Here is a 19,580-nt window from a genome sequence, read left to right as displayed (position 1 = left end):
AGAGCGTCCGCCAGTAGGTCCGGTGATCGCTCGCGCTGGTGCTCTGTTCCGTTGTCGGCAGGTGGTGTGCTCCGGTTTGCCGCTACGCTCGGTATCGGCAGTGGGACAGCGATAGAGGGCTTGGGGAACTGGGTTGGGTAAGCGCAACCAGGAGCGTCGGCGGGCCAAGAAGAAGCAGCGGGACGCGAGAGGGCGGAGCGGGGCGGGGCAAGGGGCGGCTTTCGGGTTCGCTTCCTGCGAGTGCGGTGATCCGTTCTGCCTGGGTAGTGGCGGGCCCGTTCCTCGGCCGGGTGGTGCGCGGACTGTCGCGGATCTCCTGGATGAGGCGATGGCACGGTTGTGTGCTGTGCCGGCTGGAGACGCCGGGCGTCGCGCAGCGGCGCTTGAGCGAGCCGCTGCGCTGTTCGCCCGGCGCGGTATCGGCCGTGCGGTGCTCCAGGTGGGTGGAGTGGTGGTGCACGATCTGTGGCACCGTGGCTGGCAGCCAATGGATGTGGTGCGTGTCGCACGCCGGGAGCTGGCCGTGCGGCACGCGCGGATCGCCGCCGATCTGGTCGCCGCGGAGCACCGCGAGTATCCGGCGAGGCGGTTGCCCAATCGCTGGGCCGAGCAGCTTGCGGAGGCATCGGCTACGGCGTGGTGGGGTGACGACGACGCCTACGTCGACGGTGCGGCCGCGCGGGAGAAGAGCGATCCGGTGGTGCTGGGACGGGCCGTCGTTGAACTGTTCGAACTGCTGAGCCGGCTTCCCGAGGTGCCGCGGCTGATGCCGGTGCCCTGTGAGACCGGCAGCGCTGGGATGGTCGAGGCCGGCGGGGTGGAGTCTTCGCTGCTGGGCAAGATTCGGGCACTGCTCGCGAAGGCCGAGTCGACCTCTTTCCCCGAGGAGGCGGAAGCGCTGACGGCCAAGGCGCAGCAGTTGATGTCCCAGCACAGCATCGACATGGCGCTGCTGGCGGTGGAGCGGGGTGAGCGGCAGACGCCGGGCGGGGTGCGGGTGGCGGTGGATGCCCCGTATGAGGAGCCGAAGGTGGTGCTGCTGCAGGCGGTGGCGGAGGCGAACCGCTGTCGCACGGTGTGGTCGAGGAACCTGGGGTTCTCCACGGTGGTCGGCTTCGCCTCCGATGTGGAGGCGGTCGAGTTGCTGTTCACCTCGCTGCTGGTCCAGGCCCAGGCGGCGCTGCAGGCGGCGGGCGCGCGCAAGCGTGGGGACGGTAGCTCGCGCACCCGGTCCTTCAGGCAGTCGTTCCTGGTGGCCTACGCCGCCAGGATCGAGGAGCGGCTCGGGCGGGTCGCCGAGCAGGCGGTGAAGGCGGCCGGAAAAGTCGGCCGGACGGCAGGGCTGCTGCCGGTGCTGGCCTCGCGGGCCGAAGCCGTGGACGACCAGGTGGACGAGCTGTTCGGCGAGCTGTCGTACAGTCACGGTTCGGCATACGCCAACGACCGCGAGGGGTGGGCCCACGGCACGGCCGCCGCCGACCGGGCCGAACTGCACACCAGGGCCGGCGCGCTGCGCTGAACCGCCCGGGCGCGGCGCTGTGACGTCCGCGTGTTCGGGGAGGGCTCGTGCCTGTCGTTCCTGCCTGCATCCTGGATCCGCTGCGCAAGGAGTTCCTCGCGCTGCTGCCGGAACACCGGGACGACCACCCGCTGGGCTGCCACAACCCGCGCATCCCCGACGCGCTGGTCTTCGACAGGCTCATCCTGGTCCTGGTGTCCGGCATGGGCTACGAGCGCGTGGCGGACCAGGCCTGCTCAGCCACCACGATCCGACGCCGCCGGGACCACTGGATCGCCCTGGGGATGGGCGAGGTCCTGCGCCTGGCGGCTCTGGCCGCTTACGACCGCATGGTCGGCTTGGAGCTGGAGCATCTGGCTGCCGACGGCTGCCAGACCAAGGCACCGTCCGGAGGCGAATGCGCCGGCAGGAGCCCGGTTGACCGTGCCAAACAAGGCGTCAAACGCTCGCAGTTGACCGAGGCCTACGGCATCCCGCTGGTCACTCACCCGGCCCCGGCCAACATCCGCGACCACACGCTCCTTCCGACGACCCTCGACCAGTACCGCGACCTTGGCAAGGAACTCGGCCCGCTGCCCGAGCACCCCAGCCTCAGCCTGGACGCCGGATACGACTACCGCATCGTCTACGAGGACCTGACAGAACGCCAGATCGCTCCGCGGATCGCCAAACGCGGCCAGCAGACCCCGATCCAGGCGGACGGCCGCTGGGTGGTGGAGAGAACGAACTCGTGGCTGAACAACTTCGGCAAGCTCCGCCGCTGCACCGAGCGCCGCCGGGCGTGCGTCGAGTTCTACATCGCCCTGGCTACGGCCATCGTCACCATCCGCAGCCTGATACGACGAGCATGGTTCACCCACCGCTGGGACACACGCCCCCACAGCCCCCGCATCCGATGACCTACTGGCGGACGCTCTTATGCGGATAGGGGGTGGGCTCAGCCGATGTTTCTCGTGCGAGCCCTCAGCCGGTGGCCAGCGTCCGGCCGGTCACCAGCAGGTCGGCGCTCGCTGCATTGAGTGCGATGGGGATGTTGGCCAGCGTGGACAGGCGCACCAGTGCGCGTACGTCGTCGCCGTGCGGGTGGGCGGTGAGCGGATCCCAGAAGAAGATCACCGCGTGGATCTCCCCTTCGGTGATGCGCGAACCGATCTGCTGGTCGCCGCCCAGCGGCCCGCTGTGCAGGGCCGTGACCTCCAGGCCGAGCTTGTCGGCGAGCAGCGAGCCGGTCGTGCCGGTGGCGAAGATCCGGTACGGCTCGAGGTCGGCGCTCCGGTCTGCGGCCCAGGCGATCAGGTCGGGCTTGCGGGTGTCGTGGGCGACGAGCGCGATGCCGGGGCGCTCGACGACCAGAGCGCTTTCGGGATCGAGCCAGGAGGGGTCGGCGAGCGGGAAGAGGTGCAGGGCGAGCGCGCGCAGTTGCTCGTGGTGCAGGAACCCGGAGTGCTCGGTGTCGAGCTCGTCGAAGCTGAGGCCGTGCTCGTGCGGGTCGAGCCCGGAGGCGTCGAACAGGCGGTCGTAGTCGACCCGGGCGATGTACCCGTCGCCTTTGACGTCGAGCGCTTCGGCGATCGCATCGAGAGCTTCGAGCACTGCTCGACGGAACCGGGGATCGGCGTCGAAGGCGCCGCGGTCGGTGGCCGCGATGAACTCCTGCTGGCCGATCGACCCGTCGTGATCGGTGTCCGAGACCGCCGCCAGTTGGATCCACAGGTGGGAGAAGGCGGTGCGCAGGGCGTGCGAGTGGTCGTGAGTCATGTCCTCCCCGGCACTCAGCCCGGAGATCATGCGGTTCGAATAGGCCCTGAGATCGGAACGCGTGATGTGCCGGTCCTTGTCGACGTCATAGAGGTCGAATAAGGCATGGGCCCGCTGCGCTCGCGCATGGTAGTCCAAGGTCAACTCCCTGATGATTATACGATCATCGTCCTGAGCGGAGACCATCTACCCCATGCAAGGTCACGGTAATCTCGGGGCTGGTGGCGCCCGTGTTCGTCGTGGGTGATGCACCGGCGGCTGGTGCCGACCGACCGCGCCGACGGGTCTCCGTTCAAGCGCCCTTGGTCAGTTCGAGGGACCGTCGTGCGATCCACTGGTCATGGACGGCACTGGGGGGCCGCAGCAACGAGCGTCCGAGCAGCGCCTCGGCGCGTGCCAGTCGCTTCCGCACGGCCGAGACCGAGACCGCCAGCGCGTCTGCCGTGGGGCCGATCCGCGCGTCGAGACGCAGCCAGGTGGTGAGCGTGTCCGCGATGTAGGCCGGCACATCGGGCGCCGTGACCGGGCGGATCCTGGCCTGCGCCCACGCCGAAACCTGTGGCAGCGACAGGAGTTCGTCCAGGGTCGGCGGTGACGTACCCCCTGCTCCGGTCGCCGACTGCCCCTGGTGGAGTAGTGGCGCTGCGGCGGTCGCACTCAATGCCAGGGCCAGTGCCGCCTGGTCGCCGAGCCGGTGCAGGTCCAGCGCCAGTAGCTCCTGGATGCACGTCAGGCGCCCGCTCAAGGTGTTGCGGTGGATCTTCAGGTGGGCCGTGGCGCGTGAGTGGAAGTTGAGCCACGATGCGGCGGTGGCCAGCAGCTCGGAAGCGTCCGGATCCTGGGCCCGCCTTGCGCGGTGGGCGAGGATCGGCGCGAGGAAGGCAGCCGCCCAGGCCGTCGCGGCGGGCCCGATGGTCAGCGTCAGGTCGGGGTTGGCCAGGAACGAGGACGGCCCGCCCGAGCCGTCGCGTCCGGCGGCCAAGGCGTGGAACGCCTGCCCGTAGCCAGTGGCGGTATCACGCAAGGTCACCCTGTCGCTCACGCCGATGTGGCAGTTCGCCGCGAGTCCGGGGGGCCACACCCACGCATGGGCGCCGTCGGCGGGAACCAGTACGAAGATGTGGTCGGCGTAGACCGGACACGGCACGATCCATGCGCTCTCCGCGACCCGGGACAGCTCCTCGGCCACCCGGGCACGGTCGCGACGCGGACCCTCGACGACGTACACCCGCACCGCCGAGGGCAGCGGCGGCCGCAGCGCACCCGCCACTTGGCGTGCGGCCGTTGTCTGACCATTCATCAACAGGTGGAGGACGGCCTCCCGGTTCCTGGCATCGGCGATCCGCAGCCGGTCCTGCCGGCGTTCGGTCTGAGCCGCCAGCCAGGTGACGCTCAGCACCGATGCAGCGTCAGCGAGCAGGAGTGACAGTTCCGTTGGCCTCGACCGGGGGACCACGGCGGCGAGGAACGGTGCACGGTGACCCGACGGGACATCGAGAGCCAGGACGATGCAGGTGAGCCCGTCCTGGTCGATGACTGCGGACCTCAGCCGGCGTGCGGTCATCTCCCGCACTCCGCGCAGCGCCAGAGCGCGCCCGGTCTCGCCGAGGGTGGGCTGCGGAGCGAGGGCGGGATCGCCCCCGCCGTCCACCAGGAATACGTCACCCCCGGTACGCCGGGCCAGCCAGCGCAGCACCGGCTCGGTGCCGCCCCTGCGGGCGGCACGCTGCATGCCCAGCACGTCTTCAGCCCGTCGAACCCGTCCGCCGGCCGTCGTGTCCGCCGACAGGTCACCGTCCATGCGACTCCCCCGAGGCACACGAGAAACCGTTCGGCGGGAGAGTAGCCGGGCCATCACACGCGCACAACCGGCTCACTGTGCGATCCGACACCGGAAGGCCCGCGTCACGGTGCAACCAGGTCCCGCGCATGGACGGGCGCCGTCGTAGATTTCGGCGGTGGACACGGCAGCAGTCGGACCGCGCACGGCCACACGGGGGTTGGCCGTGCGCCCGTCCGACTGCTGCCAGGCCGCCTGTCACGAGCGCGCCGCGCAGGGGCTCGGCCGCTGCCGCTGTCGATGCCGCTGCTCAGCCGATGAACGAGGCGACGAACGTGTTCAGGTTCGCGATCGCGCCGGCCAGGTCGGTGGTGTTCAGTTGGTGGCCCACCGAGCTGTTGGCCAGGAAGAAGCCGAGGCTGGCCTGGCAGTTGCTGACGGCCGTGGCCTTGGCGGCAGCCGTGTCCGCGGGCAGTGCACAGGAGATCTCCTGAGCGTTCCCCTGCGGGCCCTGGAGCGCCACCAGCGCGACCACCGGGTTGGTCTGTCCGCTCGGCGGAGCCTGTCCGCTGGCGGCGATGTTCGGCTCGCGGACGCCGACCGGGACGCCGACGGCGGCCAGCGAGAGGCCGGGGACGTTCGTCGGTATCGCGTGCACCTGGTCCGCGGACTGGCGGGGCGGGGCCCCACAGGTGACCGGCTGTCCGCCCGGCGGGGCGGCCGTGGCCTCAGCGATGAACGGGCACGCCAGGTCGATGTTGGTCTGAGCGCCGCCGCTGTCGAAGACGGCCTGCACCAGCACCGAGTCGAACGTCGCGCCGAGCGGGTCGGCGAGGTGCGCGCCCGGGTGGACGTACACCTGCTGGCCGCCGTCGGCGGCGAAGAAGACCACGTCACAGGACCAGCTGCCCGGCGCGACCACGTACTGGGCGTTGCCCGGGTAGCTCGCGCCGAAGACCGCGCTGCCCTGCGGCAGGTTGACCGGGTCGGGCACCGGCACGGTGCCCGAGGGGGCCGTCAGCGGTGGCGAGCCCGGGGGCAGCGGCTCGCTCGGGCAGGCTTGGACGGGCGCCGTGCGGGTCGGCGTCGCGGCTTGGACGGGCTGACCGCTCGCGCCGAAGGCGGTCGCCAGCACCGCCGCCGCGACGAGAACACCCGACCTCGTTCCGAGTAACTTCCCCCTGGATCCGGTCGTAGCGCGCATGATCCCACCTTCCCGCGGCGTTGCGGGCGGGTCGGGGCAACGGGACGTCCGCCGCAGCACCGCTTGGTCAGGGCCGCCCACGACCGATGGTCGGCGCAACTGTCGGGCAGGCGCGCAAGGCGGCCATACCGTCAGATTAGATCCACCGGACGACTGCGACCAGGGCAGGTGCGACCAGGGCAGGGCAGGACAGGACAGGACAGCGGCATTCCGGTCCCTCAGCTCGGCGCGTCGCTCCGGGTGCCGGACAGTGCCGTCTCGACGGCGGCCGCGGCGTGGAGGCGTGCGGTGGGGAAGACCGGGACGGGGCTGTCCTCGGCACCGACGAGCAGCTCGATCTCGGTGCAGCCCAGGATGATGCCCTCCGCGCCGCCGGCGACCAGGTCGGTGATGACCCTCCGGTAGGCGGCGCGTGACTCCTCCCGCACGATGCCCAGGCAGAGCTCCTCATAGATCACCTGGTGGACGAGCGCGCGCCCGTCGGCGTCCGGGATGCGCACATCGAGCCCGCCGGCTTCGAGACGACCCCGGTAGAACTCCTGCTCCATGGTGAACGCGGTGCCCAGCAGGCCGACTCGGCGCAGGCCCGACGCCCGTACGGCGGCCGCGGTGGCGTCGGCCAGGTGCAGCAGCGGGATGCCGACCGCCGCCTCGACCTGGTCGGCGACCTTGTGCATGGTGTTGGTGCAGATCAGCACCATGTCGGCACCGGCCGCCTCAAGAGCCCGAGCGGCCGACGCCAGGATCTCGCCGGCCTCCGCCCAGCGGCCCTGGACCTGCAACTGCTCGATCTCCGCGAAGTCCACCGAGTAGAGCACGCACCGGGCGGAGTGGAGTCCACCGAGGCGGTCACGCGTGAACTCGTTCAGCAGGCGGTAGTACTCCGCCGTCGACTCCCAGCTCATCCCACCGATCAGCCCGATCGTCTTCATGGCCGGCCACACCCCTCACGTCTCCCATATAAGGAATCAAGCATGGCAGACCCAGATATATAAGCCTCACTTGGAGTAACCGGCGGCCCGGCCGCTACCGCCCGGCCCGGCGCAGCAGGTACTCGCGCTCCGGCAGGCTCATCGTGAGCCTCGCGGCCCGCCGGTAGTGCTCGCGGGCCTGCTCGTGCCGACCGGCCAGGTCGAGCAGGTGCCCGCGCACCGCGTCGAGCCGGTAGTGGCCGGCCACCCGCTTGTCGGCGTCGAGCGTGGCGAGCAGGGCCAGCCCCTCGGCCGGGCCGTGCACCATCGCGGTCGCGATCGCGCGGTTCAGGGTGACCATCGGGTTCGGCGCGGTCCGCTCCAGGATCTTGTAGAGGATCAGCACCTCGGCCCAGTCCGTCTCCTCGGTGGACGGCGCCTCGTCGTGGATCGCGGCGATCGTGGCCTGCAACAGGTACGGCCCGGCCGGCTCCTTGGCCAAGGCGCCGGAGACCAGGGCGCCGGAGACCAGCGCGACGCCTTCCTCGATCCGCGCGCGGTCCCAGCGGCTGCGGTCCTGCTCGGCGAGCGGTACCAGCACGCCGTCCTTGCTGCGCGTCCCCCGCCGGGCGTCGGTGAGCAGCATCAGCGCGAGCAGCCCGGCGACCTCGCCGTCGTCCGGCAGCAGCCGGTGCACCTCACGGGCGAGCCGGATGGCCTCCGCGGACAGCTCGACCCGTTGCAGGTCGGGCCCGGAGGTGGCGGTGTAGCCCTCGTTGAAGATCAGATACAGCACCTGCAGCACGATGGGCAGCCGCTCGGGGCCGTCCGGGAAGCCGGTGCCCTTGATCGTCTGCTTCGCCCGGCTGATCCGCTGTGCCATGGTGCTCTCCGGCACCAGGAACGCGTGCGCGATCTGGGCCGTGGTGAGGCCGCCGACCGCCCGGAGCGTCAGCGCCACCTGGGAGGGCGCCGACAGCTTCGGGTGGCAGCACAGGAACAGCAGGCGCAGCGTGTCGTCCACGTCACGGGACGGGTCGTCGTCCGGCACCGGCTCCAGGCCGACGGCCAGTTCACGCTCCCGCCGGGCCACCTCGCTGCGCCAGTGGTCGGTCAGCCTGCGGCTGGCGACCGTCACCAGCCAGCCCACGGGCCTGCTCGGCACACCCTGCTCCGGCCACTGCACGGACGCCGCGAGCAGCGCCTCCTGCACGGCGTCCTCGCAGGCTTCGAACTGCCCGTGCCTGCGCACGAGCGCGCCGAGGACCTGCGGCGCCAGGCCGCGCAGCAGGTCCTCGATCTCAGTACTCACGGATCTCAGTACTCACGGATCTCAGCACTCACGGACGGCCGTTCACAGATCGGCCCCGCACGAGAACATCACCGGGCGGATCTCGATCGACAGGCCCTTGATCCGGGTGTCCGGAATGAGCTTGGCGATCTCGATCGCGCGCTCCTTGCTCTCGCAGTCGATCAGGTAGTAGCCGCCCATGTGTTCCTTAGCCTCGATGAACGGCCCGTCGGTGACGACCGGCGCGCCGCCGGTGCCGGTGACGACGGTCGAGTTCGCCGGGTCGGCGAGTGCCTGGGTGAGGACGAACTCGCCGGAATCCTGGACGGTCTTCATGAACGCGCCGTGGCCTTCCATGACGAGCTTGCGTTCGTCCTCCGAGAGGGCGTCCAGGACCTCCTGGTTGACCTGCATGATCAGGAGATACTTCATGTCCTTGCTCCTTGCGTCGGGTCCACCCTCTGGGGGCGGCTCGACAGGAAGTCGGAGCCGCCCGGCGCCTTTCGACATCCGCCGGTCGGCAAATCCAGACGAGTTACTCCTACCCCGCCGGCCGGACCGGCGGACCGGCTCAGGCGACGTGCTGCAGCGGCCCGGCGCCGGGGCGATGGCGTTCCCAGGCGATCAGGCCGACGAGCACCGCGCCCGTCACGCAGAGCGCGGCCGCGCCGCTGCCCCAGCGCGCCGCCGGCAGGCCTGCCGCCGCGACCACCGGCACTGCGACGAGCCGGGCGAGCGGCCAGCTGCCGGCGAGGGCGCGGTGGAAGCCGGAGAGGCCGGCCAGGAAGAGCGCCACGCCGAGTGGCAGCAGGGCGGCGGGGACGCCGTGCAGCCCGGCGCCGAAGGAGTTGATCGCCTCCTGCATGCCGACCGCCGAGACCGCGATGCCGAAGATCATCACCAGGTACGCGTAGCCGAACGAGTAGACCGCCACCCGCGAGCGCCGCGGCACCGGCACGCGTTCCAGCAGCCGGGCGCCGTCGTGCTCCTCCCGGTCGAAGTAGAGCCACCACATGGCGGCGCTGGAGGCCAGCGCGAGCAGGGCGCCGACCACGACCGTGACCAGGTCGTCGAGGCGCATCGCCGCCGCGCCGACCTCGGTGATCGACTCCCCCAGCACGATGATCACCGCCAGACCGTGCCGTTCGACGAAGTGCCCGACGCCGACCGTGAATCCGCCGGTGCCGATGACGAACGGGGTGACCCACTCCAGCGCGCAGGCCAGCGCCCAGCCCCAGATCCGCAGGTGCGGCGGCAGGGCGCCGGCGGCCAGCACGATCAGCGCGCTGGTGACGTTCACCGGGCCGATCCGGGTGATGCCGCGGTGACCGGAGGTCCCGAGGAAGCCCAGCGCGTGCACGGCCACCACCACCAGGTACGCCACGCCGAAGACCAGGCCCCACGGGCCCGGCCCGTCCGCCCGTGGAACGGCCATCGACATCACGAAGAAGCCGGCGGTCCCGGTCATCAGGATCAGCCGGGGGCCGGTGCGGTCGAGGTCGAGCGCGTTGGTGAGCCATGCGTACCCGGCGTACATCCACCACGTGATGGTCAGCAGGACGGCGGTACGCGCCAGGCCCGCGCCGGTCGGCCGGGCGGCGAGGACCGAGGCGATCTGGGTGATCGTGAAGACGAAGACGAGGTCGAAGAAGAGCTCCAGCGGGCGCACCGACTCGGCTGCCGCAGGGCCGGGCAGGCCGGCTGTCTGATCTGGCGCAGTGGTCACAGCGGGGATTCTTCCAGCCACAGCTGACCGCCCCCGCTGTCACGCCCCCGCTCACACCCCCCTGCTCACACCAGCGCGGCCGCCAGGTCCAGGTCCGCCACCGTGACCCGCAGGGCGGAGCGCGTCGTCCGCAGCGCCAGCGCCGCCTCGTACTCGGCCGGAACGTCCAGCCCGCGCAACTGCCAGCCCGCCGGCCCGCCGGTGCCGGGCTGCTGCTCGCCGCCCGGGCGCTCGCTGCCGAGGCCGACGTAGTCCTGGTCCACGCCCTGCCCGATCCCCATGCCGGTCCCCTTCAGGTACGCCTCCTTGCGCACCCAGCAGCGCAGCACCGCCGCCCGCCACCGCTCGGGCACGCCGGCCAGCCCGGCCAACTCGGCCCGCTCGGCGGGGTGCAGCTGGCCCGCCACGTCGGCGGCGGCCGCGGCGCTGAACGCGGAGCGGTGTTCGACGTCGACGCCGACCGGCGTGGCCGCCACCGCGATCAGCGCCAGGCCGGCGGTGTGCGAGAGCGAGAACTCCAGCGGCGGGCCGTCGATCGCCAGCTCGGGGCGGCCGTGCAGTTCACCGCAGCCGGGGCAGGCGGCCCGGCGGAACGGCAGCGCGTCGGCTCGGCCGGCGCCGCGGCTCGCCAGTACGGTGCGCAGCGCGACGTGCGCGACCTGGTAGAGCTCGCGGTCGGTGTCGCGGCGGAAGGCGGCCGCGCGGGCGCGCTCGGCCTGGTCGAGCAGCGCATCGGCGCGCACGGCGGCCGCGGCGTTCCCGGGCGTGACGGCCACCCGCCAGACCTCGACGTCGGACTCCGTTGCCATCCCCACACCCCTCATAGCGACCGCCGCTCGTCCCGGGTCATCCCATCCCATGGTTCGCGATGTTGCAAACAGCCGGCGCGAGCAGTCAGCGCGGACAACCGGCGCGGGCAGCCCGCGCTCAGCGCTCCGCCAGCAGCTTCTCCTCCTCCGCAGCCGAGAACCCGGACCGCAGCGGCGGCTCCCCGCGCTCGCGGTCCCAGGCCAGCACGTCGGCCGCGGTGACCTCCAGCGGGGTCGCCGGCATCCCGGCCGCCCGGGCCCGGGCGGCGCTGCGCTGCTGGCCCGCCCAGTCCGACCGGACCAGCGGGAAGAACCCGCCGCCCGTCTCCGGGGCCACCGGCACCAGCTCGATCCTGCTGCCGGCCACCCGGGCGCAGGTCTCGATCAGCCCGCCGAGCGTGACCGGCTCGGCCGGGCCCACCGCGTGGAACGCACCGGGGCGGTCGTCGGCGATCAACTGCACGACCAGCCGGGCCAGATCGCGCGAGTCGATGATCTGGACCGGCTGCTGCGGATCACCGGGCAGCGCGATCCGGCCGCCGCGCGCGGCCCGCCGGACCCAGTAGGTGAAGCTGTCGGAGGAGTCGTACGGGCCGGCCACCTTTCCGGCGCGCACGATCGTCGCCCGCGCGCCGTAGCGGGCCAGCACATCGTCCTCGCAGGCGACCTTGGACGGCCCGTAGGTCGACTCGTCGAGCTCCTCGGCATCGCGCACCGCCGGCCGGCGCAGCGTGTCCTCGTCCGAGCCCGGCGCCAGGCCCTCGCGCACGTAGACGGCGTGGCTGGAGATGAAGAGGTAGCGGCCGACCCGGTCGCCCAGCGCGTCCATCGCCTGGCCGACCTCGCGCACGCGGTAGCCGCTGACGTCCACCACGGCGTCCCAACCGCCCTCGGCCAGCGCCGAGTAGTCGCCCAGGTCGCGATCACCGAGCCGCCGCTCGACGCCCGGGAACAGCTCCGGTCCGGTCCTGCCGCGCCCGAACAGCGTGACCTCGGCGCCGTGCGCCAGCGCGTCCGTCACGATGGCCCGGCCGACGAACGACGTCCCACCCAGCACCAGAATTCGCATGCGCCCAGCCTAGTGAGGCCGACACACCGATGCATCGACTTTCACAGCAGGTGATGTGACGGTAGATCAGATCCCGGTGATGCTGCTGCCCAGGATCCGGGTCTCGCCGTCCGCCCGGGCCTCCAGCGCGGCCTGCAGCCGGGGTGCACGGGCCGGGCCGAGCAGCGGATAGGCCTTCTCGGGGGTGAGCCAGCGGTAGTCCTCGATCTCCGACTCCTGCAGCGTGACCGGGGTGTCCACCGGCACGGTGCCCGCGTCGAACATGAAGTGCACGGCGGGGTGGTCGAGTTGGTCGGAGGGGTGGGTCCAGGCGACCACCAGCAGCCGCCCGGGATCGATCACCAGGCCGGTCTCCTCCCACAGTTCGCGCCGCGCGCACTCGCGGGCGTCCTCGCCGAGGTCGACGGTGCCGCCGGCGAACTGCCAGCCGGGGCGGTAGTTCGGCTTGAGGATCAGGACCCGGCCGGCCTCGTCCGTCAGCAGCGTGGCGGCGGCGGTGTAGGAGCGGGGCAGTGAGGCCAGCCAGCGGTCCCGCGATTCGGGCTGCTGCGGCTGCGGTTGCGACTGTGACTGCGACTGCTGCTGCTCGTCCATGGTCGCTCCTCCAGCAGGTGCGGACGGTGCTCGGGCGTTCGGCGGCATTCAACCACGTCGGCGCGGAGCCCGGGCCGTCCCGCGTGTCGGCGACCTGGGAGAGTTGGCGCCATGACCGACCAGATCCTGCTCGCCGACCGCCCCGAGCTGCCCACGCCCGTCACCGGCCTGCGGGCGTTCGGTCCCGCCGAGGACACCACCGTGGACACCGCCGGGGACGGCGCCGGGGACGGCGTGGCCGTGCTGCTGCTCGACCGGCCGCACCGCCGCAACGCGGTCACGCTCGCGATGTGGCAGGCACTGCCCGCGCTGCTCGCCGAGTTGGCCGCCCGGCCGGACGTACGGGCGCTGCTGGTCACCGGCGCGGCGGGCACCTTCAGCGCGGGCGCCGACATCGCCGAGCTCTCCGAGGTGTACGGCGATCCGGCCGCCGCCGACGCGTACCACGCGCAGAACGTCGAGGCGGAGCAGGCGCTGGCCGGCTTCCCGCACCCGACCATCGCGGTGGTGCACGGCTCCTGCGTCGGCGGCGGCTGCCAGTTGGCCGCCGCCTGCGACCTGCGGTTCGGCGCCGAGGACGCCCGGCTCGGCATCACGCCGGCCAAGCTCGGCGTGGTCTACCCGGCCGTGCCGACCACCCGGCTGGCCCGGCTGGTCGGCCCGGCCCGCGCGAAGTACCTGCTCTTCTCCGGGGAGTTGGTGGACGCCCGGCGGGCCGAGCTGTTCGGCCTGCTGGACGAGGTGCACCCGGCCGACCAGCTGGACGCACGCGCGCTGGAGTTCGCCCGGTTGCTGGCCCGCCGCTCGCCGCAGACCATCGGCGCGGCCAAGGCGGCGCTGGCGGCCGTGGACGAGCCGGGCGCGCGCGCCGCGCTGGCGCCCTGGGAGCGCCGCTCCCGCCAGGCACCGGACGTCCGCGAAGGGCTGGCGGCCTTCCTGGAGCGGCGTGAGCCGGCGTTCCGGCCCTTGCTAGGCCCGACGGAGTAACGTGAGACGTGGGTCCAGTCACTCTCTGGTGAGATGCCTTCAGGAGCAGTCCCACCCCGAGGCAAGGAGTTTCCGGACATGCGTGCACACGTTGGAGACCACATCCACATCCACAGCCGGGCGGTCGGCATGGACGACCGCATGGGCGAGATCCTCGAGGTGCGCGGCCAGGACGGCGAGCCGCCCTACATGGTCCGCTTCGCCGACGGCCACGAAGGGCTGATCTACCCGGGGCCCGACTGCATGGTCGAGCGCCGGGCAAACGGCGAGCACTAACAGCGCGCCCGGCGCGTCGGCGGGTCCTCAGCGGCTCCTCAGCGGATCGGCAGCCCCGAGAGGCTGCGCGCGATGACCAGCCGCTGGATCTCGCTGGTGCCCTCGAAGATCGTGTAGATCGCGCTGTCCCGGTGCATCCGCTCCACCGGGTACTCCCGGGTGTACCCGTTGCCACCGAGTAGCTGCATCGCCTGCGACGTCACCCACTTGGCGGTCTCGCCGGCGTAGAGCTTGGACATCGACCCCTCCGCCGCCGTGAACGGCTGCTGGTTGGCGGCCATCCAGGACGCCCGCCAGACCAGCAGCCGGGCCGCGTCGATCCGGGTGCGCATGTCGGCCAGGGTGAACGCGACGCCCTGGTTGTCGATGATCGGGCGGCCGAACTGCACCCGGGTCTTCGCGTAGTCCAGCGCCACCTCGTAGGCGGCCCTGGCGATCCCGATCGCCTGCGCGCCGACCGCCGGGCGGGAGGCCTCGAAGGTCGCCATCGCGGCGTTGCGGCCGGACTTCCTGGCGCCCTCGCGCGCCCGGGCGAGGCGCTCGTCGAGCTTCTCCTTCCCGCCGAGCAGGCAGTGCCCGGGCACCCGGACGCCGTCCAGCACCACCTCGGCGGTGTGCGAGGCGCGGATCCCGTGCTTCTTGAACTTCTGCCCCTGGCTCAGCCCGGCCGTGCCCGGCGGCACCACGAAGGAGGCCTGTCCGCGCGCGCCGAGCGCCGGGTCGACGGTGGCGACCACCACGTGCACGGCGGCGATCCCGCCGTTGGTCGCCCAGGTCTTGGTGCCGTTCAGCACCCACTCGTCGGTGGCCTGGTCGTAGACCGCCCGGGTGCGCAGCGCCGAGACGTCCGAGCCCGCGTCCGGCTCGGAGGAGCAGAACGCGGCGACCTTGACGTCCTCGGGCGTGCCGAACATCTGCGGGGCCCAGGTGCCGATCTGCTCGTCGGTGCCGTTCGCCAGCACCGCGACGGCCGCCAGCGTGGTGCCGACGATCGCGAGCCCGATGCCGGCGTCGCCCCAGAAGAGCTCCTCCATGGCGACCGGTATGCCGATGCCGGACGGGTCGAAGAACTGCTGGGCGTAGAAGTCGAGCGAGTAGATGCCGAGCCGGGCGGCCTCCTGGATGATCGGCCAGGGGGTCTCCTCGCGCTCGTCCCACTCGGCCGCGGCCGGGCGCATCACGTCGGCAGCGAAGCCGTGCAGCCAGTCGCGCACGGCGAGCTGGTCCTCGCCGAGCGCCATCGAGAAGGTGGTCATGCAGTTCCTCCAGGATCAAGATCGCGCCGCCCGGGGTGTTACCGGGGGTAACATGGACGGAGTCTGCTACTGATAGGTAACGGCTGTCAACGCGTGCACAACGTCACGCAGAGGATGGGAGGGATCGGTGACCGCCCTGGAGCAACCACGCAGGGAGCAGCTGCTGAACGCCGCCGACCGAGTGGTCCGGCGGGACGGCCCGGGGGCGAGCATGAACGCGATCGCCGCCGAGGCCGGCATCACCAAGCCCATCCTGTACCGGCACTTCGGCGATCGCGGCGGGCTCTTCCAGGCGTTGACGGACCGCCACACCTCCGGACTGCTGGCCGCCGTGCGCGCCGCGCTGGCCGAACCGCTGGAGCGGCGCGAGCGGGTCGAGCACGTGCTGGACACGTACCTGGCCGGCATCGAGGCCCGGCCACAGGTCTACCGGCTGCTCACCCACCCCGAGACCGGCGACCCGAACGGGGTCGGCAACGCACTGGCGCCCGCGCTGCGGCAGATCGCCGAGGAGATCACCCGCGCGGTGACCGCCCAGGTGGACCTCGGCCCCGACGCGCCGCTGCTCTCCGAGGCCTGGGGCCGGGCGATCACCGGGATGGTGCTGGCCGCCGGGGACTGGTGGCTGGAGCAGCGCCCCTGCCCGCGGGCCCGGATGGTGCAGGCACTGGCCGACCTGCTCTGGGGCCGGCTCGCCGCCGCGGCGCCACTGCCGGCCGCGCCGCTGCCCTCCTCGCCAAGCACAACTCCGGTTCCCCCGACCGATCCTGACACCACGTAGGGGCTCTTGCGCCCGGCGGCGGCTTCGGGGAGCATCGGCGCTCACCCCATCCCGGCCAGCCCCGTGCGAGGTGCCCGTGCGCGTCCGCCGTACCGCCGCCGCCCTGACCCTGGCCGTCGCCGCGCTGCTGACCAGCGCGCCGACGGCCCTCGCGCAGCCCGACCAGCCGCGCAGCGACGTCCCAGGCAGCAACGTCCCAGCCGGCGGCTTCCCCGCCGCCGACTTCCCGACCGGCACGGTCGGCACGCCGGACGGGCGGACGCTCTTCGCCGACCCGGCCGGGCGCACCGTCGAGCCGCGCGGCTTCAACGTCGACAAGTACGACGAGACCACCGAGGCCGATGTCCGCGCGATCGCCGAGCACGGCTTCACGCTGCTGCGGGTCGCGATCTCCTGGAACCGGCTGGAACCGACCCGCGACCGGTACGACCCGGTCGAGATCGGCAAGCTGCAGCAACTCCTCGGCTGGGCCGACCGCTACGGCCTGCTGGCCGTGATCGACTTCCATCAGGACGTCTACGGACCGGCGTTCGGCGGCGGCGACCGCGGCATACCGCTCTGGGCCACCCGGGACGACGGCCTGCCGTTCGTGCCGGACCCGAACGACTGGTTCGCCGGCTACTTCCAGCCGGCCGTCCAGGCCGCCTTCCGGCACCTCTACGACGACGCCGACCTGCGCCAGTGGCAGAGCGACTTCTACACCCACCTGGCCGGTGAACTGCGCGGCCACCCCAGCCTGTTGGGCTACGACCTGTTCAACGAGCCGTTCGGCCCGATCGACGGCGACCCGAGCGACCCGGCGGTGCTCGCCGCCTCCGCCGCCACGCTGGAACAGGGCCGGCTGGCCGGCATGTACCAGCGGCTGATCGGTGCCATCCGCTCGGTGGACCAGCGCAGTTGGCTCTTCGTCGAGCCGACCGTGCTGGTCGGCCAAGGGGTGCCGACCCAGCTGCCCGGCTTCGCCGACCCGCGCCCGGGCGCCGCCCGGATCGGCTACGCGCCGCACTTCTACGACACCGCCGTGGAGAACGGCGCCGACTGGAACCCCGCCGACGGCTTCATCGAGAACTACACCGCGGCGATCACCGCCTACCCGCAGGCCCACCGGATGCCGGTGCTGGTCGGTGAGTGGGGGCCGCCGAACTCGCGCACCCCGGGCAACACCGAGCTGGTCCGCCGCCAGGTCGCCGCGATGGCGGGCTTCGCGAGCGCCTGGACCATGTGGTACTGGTGCGAAGGAGACGGCGGCTACTGCGCGTTGGGGCCGGACGGGCAGCCCGCGCCGGGCGACGAGCCGGCCTTCGGGCCGTACGCGGTGGCGCTCGCCGGAGTGCCCCGCGAGGAGTCCTGGCAAGCCGGCTCCTACCAGGTCGAGTTCAGCACCGGACGGCCCGGCGACTGGACCGAGCTCGCGGCCCCGGCCGGCGCGCGGGTCACGGTGACCGGCACCCCGATCGTGCTGACCGAACGCAGCACGCCGGGGCGGATCCGGGTACTGCTGCCCGCCGCCCGGCCGGGCTCCGACGTCACACTCACGGTCACCGACTGACCGGTACGCGGTGACCGGCCCGCGCAGCGTCAGAGCAGGTCGGCCCGGGCGGCCTGGATGCCCGCCTGGAACCGGGTGCGCGCGCCGAACCGGTCCATCAGCTCGCGCACCCAGCGCTGCACGGTCCGGGTCGAGACGCCCATCTGCCGGGCGATGCTCTCGTCGGTCAGCCCCGCCGCGAGCAGCGCCAGCAGCTGGCGGTGCCGGTCCTGCGGCAGTTCGGTGGAGTCCGGCGCCGGCATCCGCATCGCGCGCGACCAGTACAGCTCGAAGAGACCGGCCAGCGCGTCCAGCAGTGAGGACGGGCGGACCAGCAGCACGCTCTGCAGCTCGGTCCCCGAGCTGACCGGCAGCAGCGCCCAGCGCTCGTCCACCAGCGCGAGCTTGAGCGGCAGTTCGGGCAGCACCCGGGCCTGCTCGCCGGCCCCGGTGAACATGTGGATCTCGGTGAGCCGCTCGGGCTCGCGCAGCACCCGGCTCTCGTAGACCACCCGCATCCGCACGCCCCGGGCCAGCGCGGCCAGTTCGAGCTCCGGGTCGGCGCGGCGGATGTACGGCGGCTTGTCCAGCACCCGCAACTCCGCACGCACGCCGAGCTGGAGGCTGCGCCAGAGCTCGGCGATCGAGTCCCGGCCGGTGACGATCTCCACCAGGCCGGCGGCCTCCGCGTCGGGACGGGCCCGGCGGTAGGTGCGCAGCAGCTCGTTGATCCGCCCGCGGGTGCGGCGCAGTTCGAGCTCGCGCCGCATCAGCAGCTCCTCCAGCGCCACGTCCGGCGCCGCGGCACTCCACAGCACGCCCTGCGGGCCCGGCCGTTCGACCAGCCCGAGGTCGGCCAGCGCGCCGAGCGCGGCCGACGTCCGCTCCGCGCCCAGCCCGAGGGCGCTGCTCAGCTGGGCGGCACTGAGGCCCGAACTGGTCAGCAGGTGCAGGTAGAGCAGTTCCTGATCGCCAGCCAGGCCCAACCCGCCCAACCGCCCGGTCCACTGCTCCGACAACGGCGCCACCCCCAGCATCCCGCGCTGCTGGACGACCATTCCCCGGCTCCGGCATCCGCCCAGTTCGTGACCCGACTGTGGTCCAAACCTGGCCGGAAATCAAGAGTTTCGCACCCTGACATGTTTCCGCCATGTCGCATTCCGGCTCCGGCTGCCACCTTCCTCAAGGTCGCCGCCGGGCGCCACGCTGAGCCGCATCACCTCGGCACGCCGCCCGGCCCCACCCGGCGGAGTGCCGCGGCGCGACGACCCCCACTTCTTGCGCCCTAGGAGTTCCTCCGCCATGACCAGCCTTCGCACCGTCAAGCCCGCCCGACTCGCCGTCGCGGCGCTGCTCGCGCTCTCCGGCGCCGGCCTGGCCGCGCCCGCCGCCGTCGCGGCCACCCCCGCGCACAGCGCCGTCCACTACGGCACCATCTTCGGCAACGGCGGCCACAACGGCCCCGGCTTCTCCGGCAACAGCGTCTGGGGCGGCTACATCGCCCAGGGCAACGGCTTCAAGAAGATCACCGGCTCCTGGACCATGCCGGACGTCCAGTGCAACACCACCAACGACCTGTTCGCGCCGTGGGTCGGCATCGACGGCTACGGCTCGCAGACCGTCGAGCAGACCGGCGTCCAGGTCGACTGCTCCAGCGGCGCGCCGGTCTACTCCGGCTGGTACGAGATGTACCCGGCGCCGCCGCAGTTCTTCAGCAACCCGGTCTCCGCCGGCGACGTCTTCACCGGCACCGTGACCTACACCGGCAGCCACCGCTACACGCTGACGCTGCACGACGCCACCCAGAACTGGACCAAGACCGTCACCAAGACGCTCAGCGCGCAGAACATCAGCGCCGAGGCGGTGATCGAGTCGCCGTCCCAGAGCTACCCGTCCTTCAACGAACTGGACTTCTCCAACGTCACGGTGAACGGCCAGTCCTTCGACAACTACAACCCGTTCTCGGTGGACAGCGGCCCGTACACCGAGACCGGCCTGCAGAACGGCTCCTTCTCCATCATCCCGGGCTGAACCTTGGGCATGACCTGACGGACCGTCACGAATGCTGACGGAGACCACCGGTGCGGGGGG

19 protein-coding genes are annotated in these 19,580 nt (G+C 72.2%); 7 read left to right on the top strand and 12 right to left on the bottom strand.

Annotated features, from left to right (window positions below):
• The first annotated feature begins 487 nt into the window (after window positions 1-487).
• Entirely contained in the window at window positions 488-1,519 is a 1,032-nt protein-coding gene (locus tag AC060L_RS36755; protein WP_483799145.1) for a DUF2786 domain-containing protein, read from the top strand.
• A gap of 47 nt (window positions 1,520-1,566) precedes the next feature.
• On the top strand, window positions 1,567-2,418 hold the full coding sequence (locus AC060L_RS36750) for an IS5 family transposase (RefSeq protein WP_483799146.1): 852 nt from the start codon (window positions 1,567-1,569) through the stop codon (window positions 2,416-2,418).
• Between the two features lie 64 nt (window positions 2,419-2,482).
• On the opposite strand, the gene AC060L_RS36745 is transcribed toward AC060L_RS36750, so the two are convergent.
• The 10 genes from AC060L_RS36745 to AC060L_RS36700 form a co-directional block, all read right to left on the bottom strand.
• Window positions 2,483-3,463, bottom strand: coding sequence for a methylglyoxal synthase (locus AC060L_RS36745; RefSeq protein WP_483803345.1), 981 nt, complete (start codon window positions 3,461-3,463; stop codon window positions 2,483-2,485).
• 106 nt (window positions 3,464-3,569) lie between these two features.
• Window positions 3,570-5,078 carry a helix-turn-helix domain-containing protein gene (locus tag AC060L_RS36740; RefSeq protein WP_483803344.1) on the bottom strand — a complete coding sequence of 503 codons (1,509 nt, stop codon included), beginning with the start codon at window positions 5,076-5,078 and terminating at the stop codon, window positions 3,570-3,572.
• 289 nt (window positions 5,079-5,367) lie between these two features.
• Window positions 5,368-6,192 (bottom strand): hypothetical protein, encoded by an 825-nt coding sequence (locus AC060L_RS36735; RefSeq protein WP_483803343.1) that lies wholly within the window; start codon window positions 6,190-6,192, stop codon window positions 5,368-5,370.
• Window positions 6,193-6,479: 287 nt separating this feature from the next.
• Entirely contained in the window at window positions 6,480-7,193 is a 714-nt protein-coding gene (locus AC060L_RS36730; RefSeq protein ID WP_483803342.1) for an aspartate/glutamate racemase family protein, read from the bottom strand.
• Between the two features lie 94 nt (window positions 7,194-7,287).
• Window positions 7,288-8,484, bottom strand: coding sequence for an RNA polymerase sigma factor (locus AC060L_RS36725; RefSeq protein ID WP_483803341.1), 1,197 nt, complete (start codon window positions 8,482-8,484; stop codon window positions 7,288-7,290).
• Window positions 8,485-8,526: 42 nt separating this feature from the next.
• Entirely contained in the window at window positions 8,527-8,895 is a 369-nt protein-coding gene (locus tag AC060L_RS36720) for a YciI family protein (protein WP_483803340.1), read from the bottom strand.
• Between the two features lie 139 nt (window positions 8,896-9,034).
• Window positions 9,035-10,189 carry a low temperature requirement protein A gene (locus AC060L_RS36715; protein WP_483803339.1) on the bottom strand — a complete coding sequence of 385 codons (1,155 nt, stop codon included), beginning with the start codon at window positions 10,187-10,189 and terminating at the stop codon, window positions 9,035-9,037.
• 65 nt (window positions 10,190-10,254) lie between these two features.
• On the bottom strand, window positions 10,255-10,998 hold the full coding sequence (locus AC060L_RS36710; RefSeq protein WP_483803338.1) for a 4'-phosphopantetheinyl transferase family protein: 744 nt from the start codon (window positions 10,996-10,998) through the stop codon (window positions 10,255-10,257).
• Window positions 10,999-11,116: 118 nt separating this feature from the next.
• Window positions 11,117-12,067, bottom strand: coding sequence for an NAD-dependent epimerase/dehydratase family protein (locus tag AC060L_RS36705; RefSeq protein ID WP_483803337.1), 951 nt, complete (start codon window positions 12,065-12,067; stop codon window positions 11,117-11,119).
• A 66-nt stretch (window positions 12,068-12,133) separates the two neighbouring features.
• On the bottom strand, window positions 12,134-12,661 hold the full coding sequence (locus tag AC060L_RS36700; protein WP_483803336.1) for an NUDIX domain-containing protein: 528 nt from the start codon (window positions 12,659-12,661) through the stop codon (window positions 12,134-12,136).
• Window positions 12,662-12,772: 111 nt separating this feature from the next.
• Between AC060L_RS36700 and AC060L_RS36695 the strand changes: the two genes are divergently transcribed.
• Both AC060L_RS36695 and AC060L_RS36690 read left to right on the top strand, forming a co-directional pair.
• On the top strand, window positions 12,773-13,648 hold the full coding sequence (locus AC060L_RS36695) for an enoyl-CoA hydratase/isomerase family protein (protein ID WP_483803335.1): 876 nt from the start codon (window positions 12,773-12,775) through the stop codon (window positions 13,646-13,648).
• A gap of 78 nt (window positions 13,649-13,726) precedes the next feature.
• Window positions 13,727-13,924 (top strand): DUF1918 domain-containing protein, encoded by a 198-nt coding sequence (locus AC060L_RS36690; protein ID WP_483803334.1) that lies wholly within the window; start codon window positions 13,727-13,729, stop codon window positions 13,922-13,924.
• Between the two features lie 38 nt (window positions 13,925-13,962).
• Here the strand turns inward: AC060L_RS36690 and AC060L_RS36685 are convergent, their stop codons facing one another.
• Window positions 13,963-15,180 (bottom strand): acyl-CoA dehydrogenase family protein, encoded by a 1,218-nt coding sequence (locus AC060L_RS36685; protein ID WP_483803333.1) that lies wholly within the window; start codon window positions 15,178-15,180, stop codon window positions 13,963-13,965.
• Between the two features lie 127 nt (window positions 15,181-15,307).
• Between AC060L_RS36685 and AC060L_RS36680 the strand changes: the two genes are divergently transcribed.
• Together AC060L_RS36680 and AC060L_RS36675 are read left to right on the top strand one after the other, a co-directional pair.
• Entirely contained in the window at window positions 15,308-15,961 is a 654-nt protein-coding gene (locus AC060L_RS36680; protein WP_483803332.1) for a TetR family transcriptional regulator, read from the top strand.
• A gap of 76 nt (window positions 15,962-16,037) precedes the next feature.
• Window positions 16,038-17,510 (top strand): glycoside hydrolase family 5 protein, encoded by a 1,473-nt coding sequence (locus tag AC060L_RS36675; protein ID WP_483803331.1) that lies wholly within the window; start codon window positions 16,038-16,040, stop codon window positions 17,508-17,510.
• 29 nt (window positions 17,511-17,539) lie between these two features.
• Here the strand turns inward: AC060L_RS36675 and AC060L_RS36670 are convergent, their stop codons facing one another.
• On the bottom strand, window positions 17,540-18,547 hold the full coding sequence (locus tag AC060L_RS36670; RefSeq protein ID WP_483803330.1) for a LuxR C-terminal-related transcriptional regulator: 1,008 nt from the start codon (window positions 18,545-18,547) through the stop codon (window positions 17,540-17,542).
• 244 nt (window positions 18,548-18,791) lie between these two features.
• On the opposite strand from AC060L_RS36670, the gene AC060L_RS36665 reads away from it, so the two are divergent.
• The gene (locus AC060L_RS36665; protein ID WP_483803329.1) at window positions 18,792-19,520 is read left to right on the top strand and encodes a G1 family glutamic endopeptidase; all 729 of its coding nucleotides are present in this window, start codon (window positions 18,792-18,794) and stop codon (window positions 19,518-19,520) included.
• Window positions 19,521-19,580 lie beyond the last annotated feature (60 nt).

It is taken from the genome of Kitasatospora sp. NEAU-69, assembly GCF_057158765.1.
The sequence above is the reverse complement of the archived record's forward strand: the minus strand, read 5'-3'. Positions and strand labels throughout refer to the sequence as shown.

What these genes read in the sequence shown, in the direction of transcription:
- AC060L_RS36730 (WP_483803342.1), bottom strand. Translation starts at nt 7,193, where the DNA reads ATGAAGACGATCGGGCTGATCGGTGGGATGAGCTGGGAGTCGACGGCG.
- AC060L_RS36700 (WP_483803336.1), bottom strand. Translation starts at nt 12,661, where the DNA reads ATGGACGAGCAGCAGCAGTCGCAGTCACAGTCGCAACCGCAGCCGCAG.
- AC060L_RS36710 (WP_483803338.1), bottom strand. Translation starts at nt 10,998, where the DNA reads ATGGCAACGGAGTCCGACGTCGAGGTCTGGCGGGTGGCCGTCACGCCC.
- AC060L_RS36705 (WP_483803337.1), bottom strand. Translation starts at nt 12,067, where the DNA reads ATGCGAATTCTGGTGCTGGGTGGGACGTCGTTCGTCGGCCGGGCCATC.
- AC060L_RS36670 (WP_483803330.1), bottom strand. Translation starts at nt 18,547, where the DNA reads ATGGTCGTCCAGCAGCGCGGGATGCTGGGGGTGGCGCCGTTGTCGGAG.
- AC060L_RS36720 (WP_483803340.1), bottom strand. Translation starts at nt 8,895, where the DNA reads ATGAAGTATCTCCTGATCATGCAGGTCAACCAGGAGGTCCTGGACGCC.
- AC060L_RS36695 (WP_483803335.1), top strand. Translation starts at nt 12,773, where the DNA reads ATGACCGACCAGATCCTGCTCGCCGACCGCCCCGAGCTGCCCACGCCC.
- AC060L_RS36745 (WP_483803345.1), bottom strand. Translation starts at nt 3,463, where the DNA reads ATGGTCTCCGCTCAGGACGATGATCGTATAATCATCAGGGAGTTGACC.
- AC060L_RS36665 (WP_483803329.1), top strand. Translation starts at nt 18,792, where the DNA reads ATGACCAGCCTTCGCACCGTCAAGCCCGCCCGACTCGCCGTCGCGGCG.
- AC060L_RS36685 (WP_483803333.1), bottom strand. Translation starts at nt 15,180, where the DNA reads ATGACCACCTTCTCGATGGCGCTCGGCGAGGACCAGCTCGCCGTGCGC.
- AC060L_RS36740 (WP_483803344.1), bottom strand. Translation starts at nt 5,078, where the DNA reads ATGGACGGTGACCTGTCGGCGGACACGACGGCCGGCGGACGGGTTCGA.
- AC060L_RS36755 (WP_483799145.1), top strand. Translation starts at nt 488, where the DNA reads ATGGATGTGGTGCGTGTCGCACGCCGGGAGCTGGCCGTGCGGCACGCG.
- AC060L_RS36690 (WP_483803334.1), top strand. Translation starts at nt 13,727, where the DNA reads ATGCGTGCACACGTTGGAGACCACATCCACATCCACAGCCGGGCGGTC.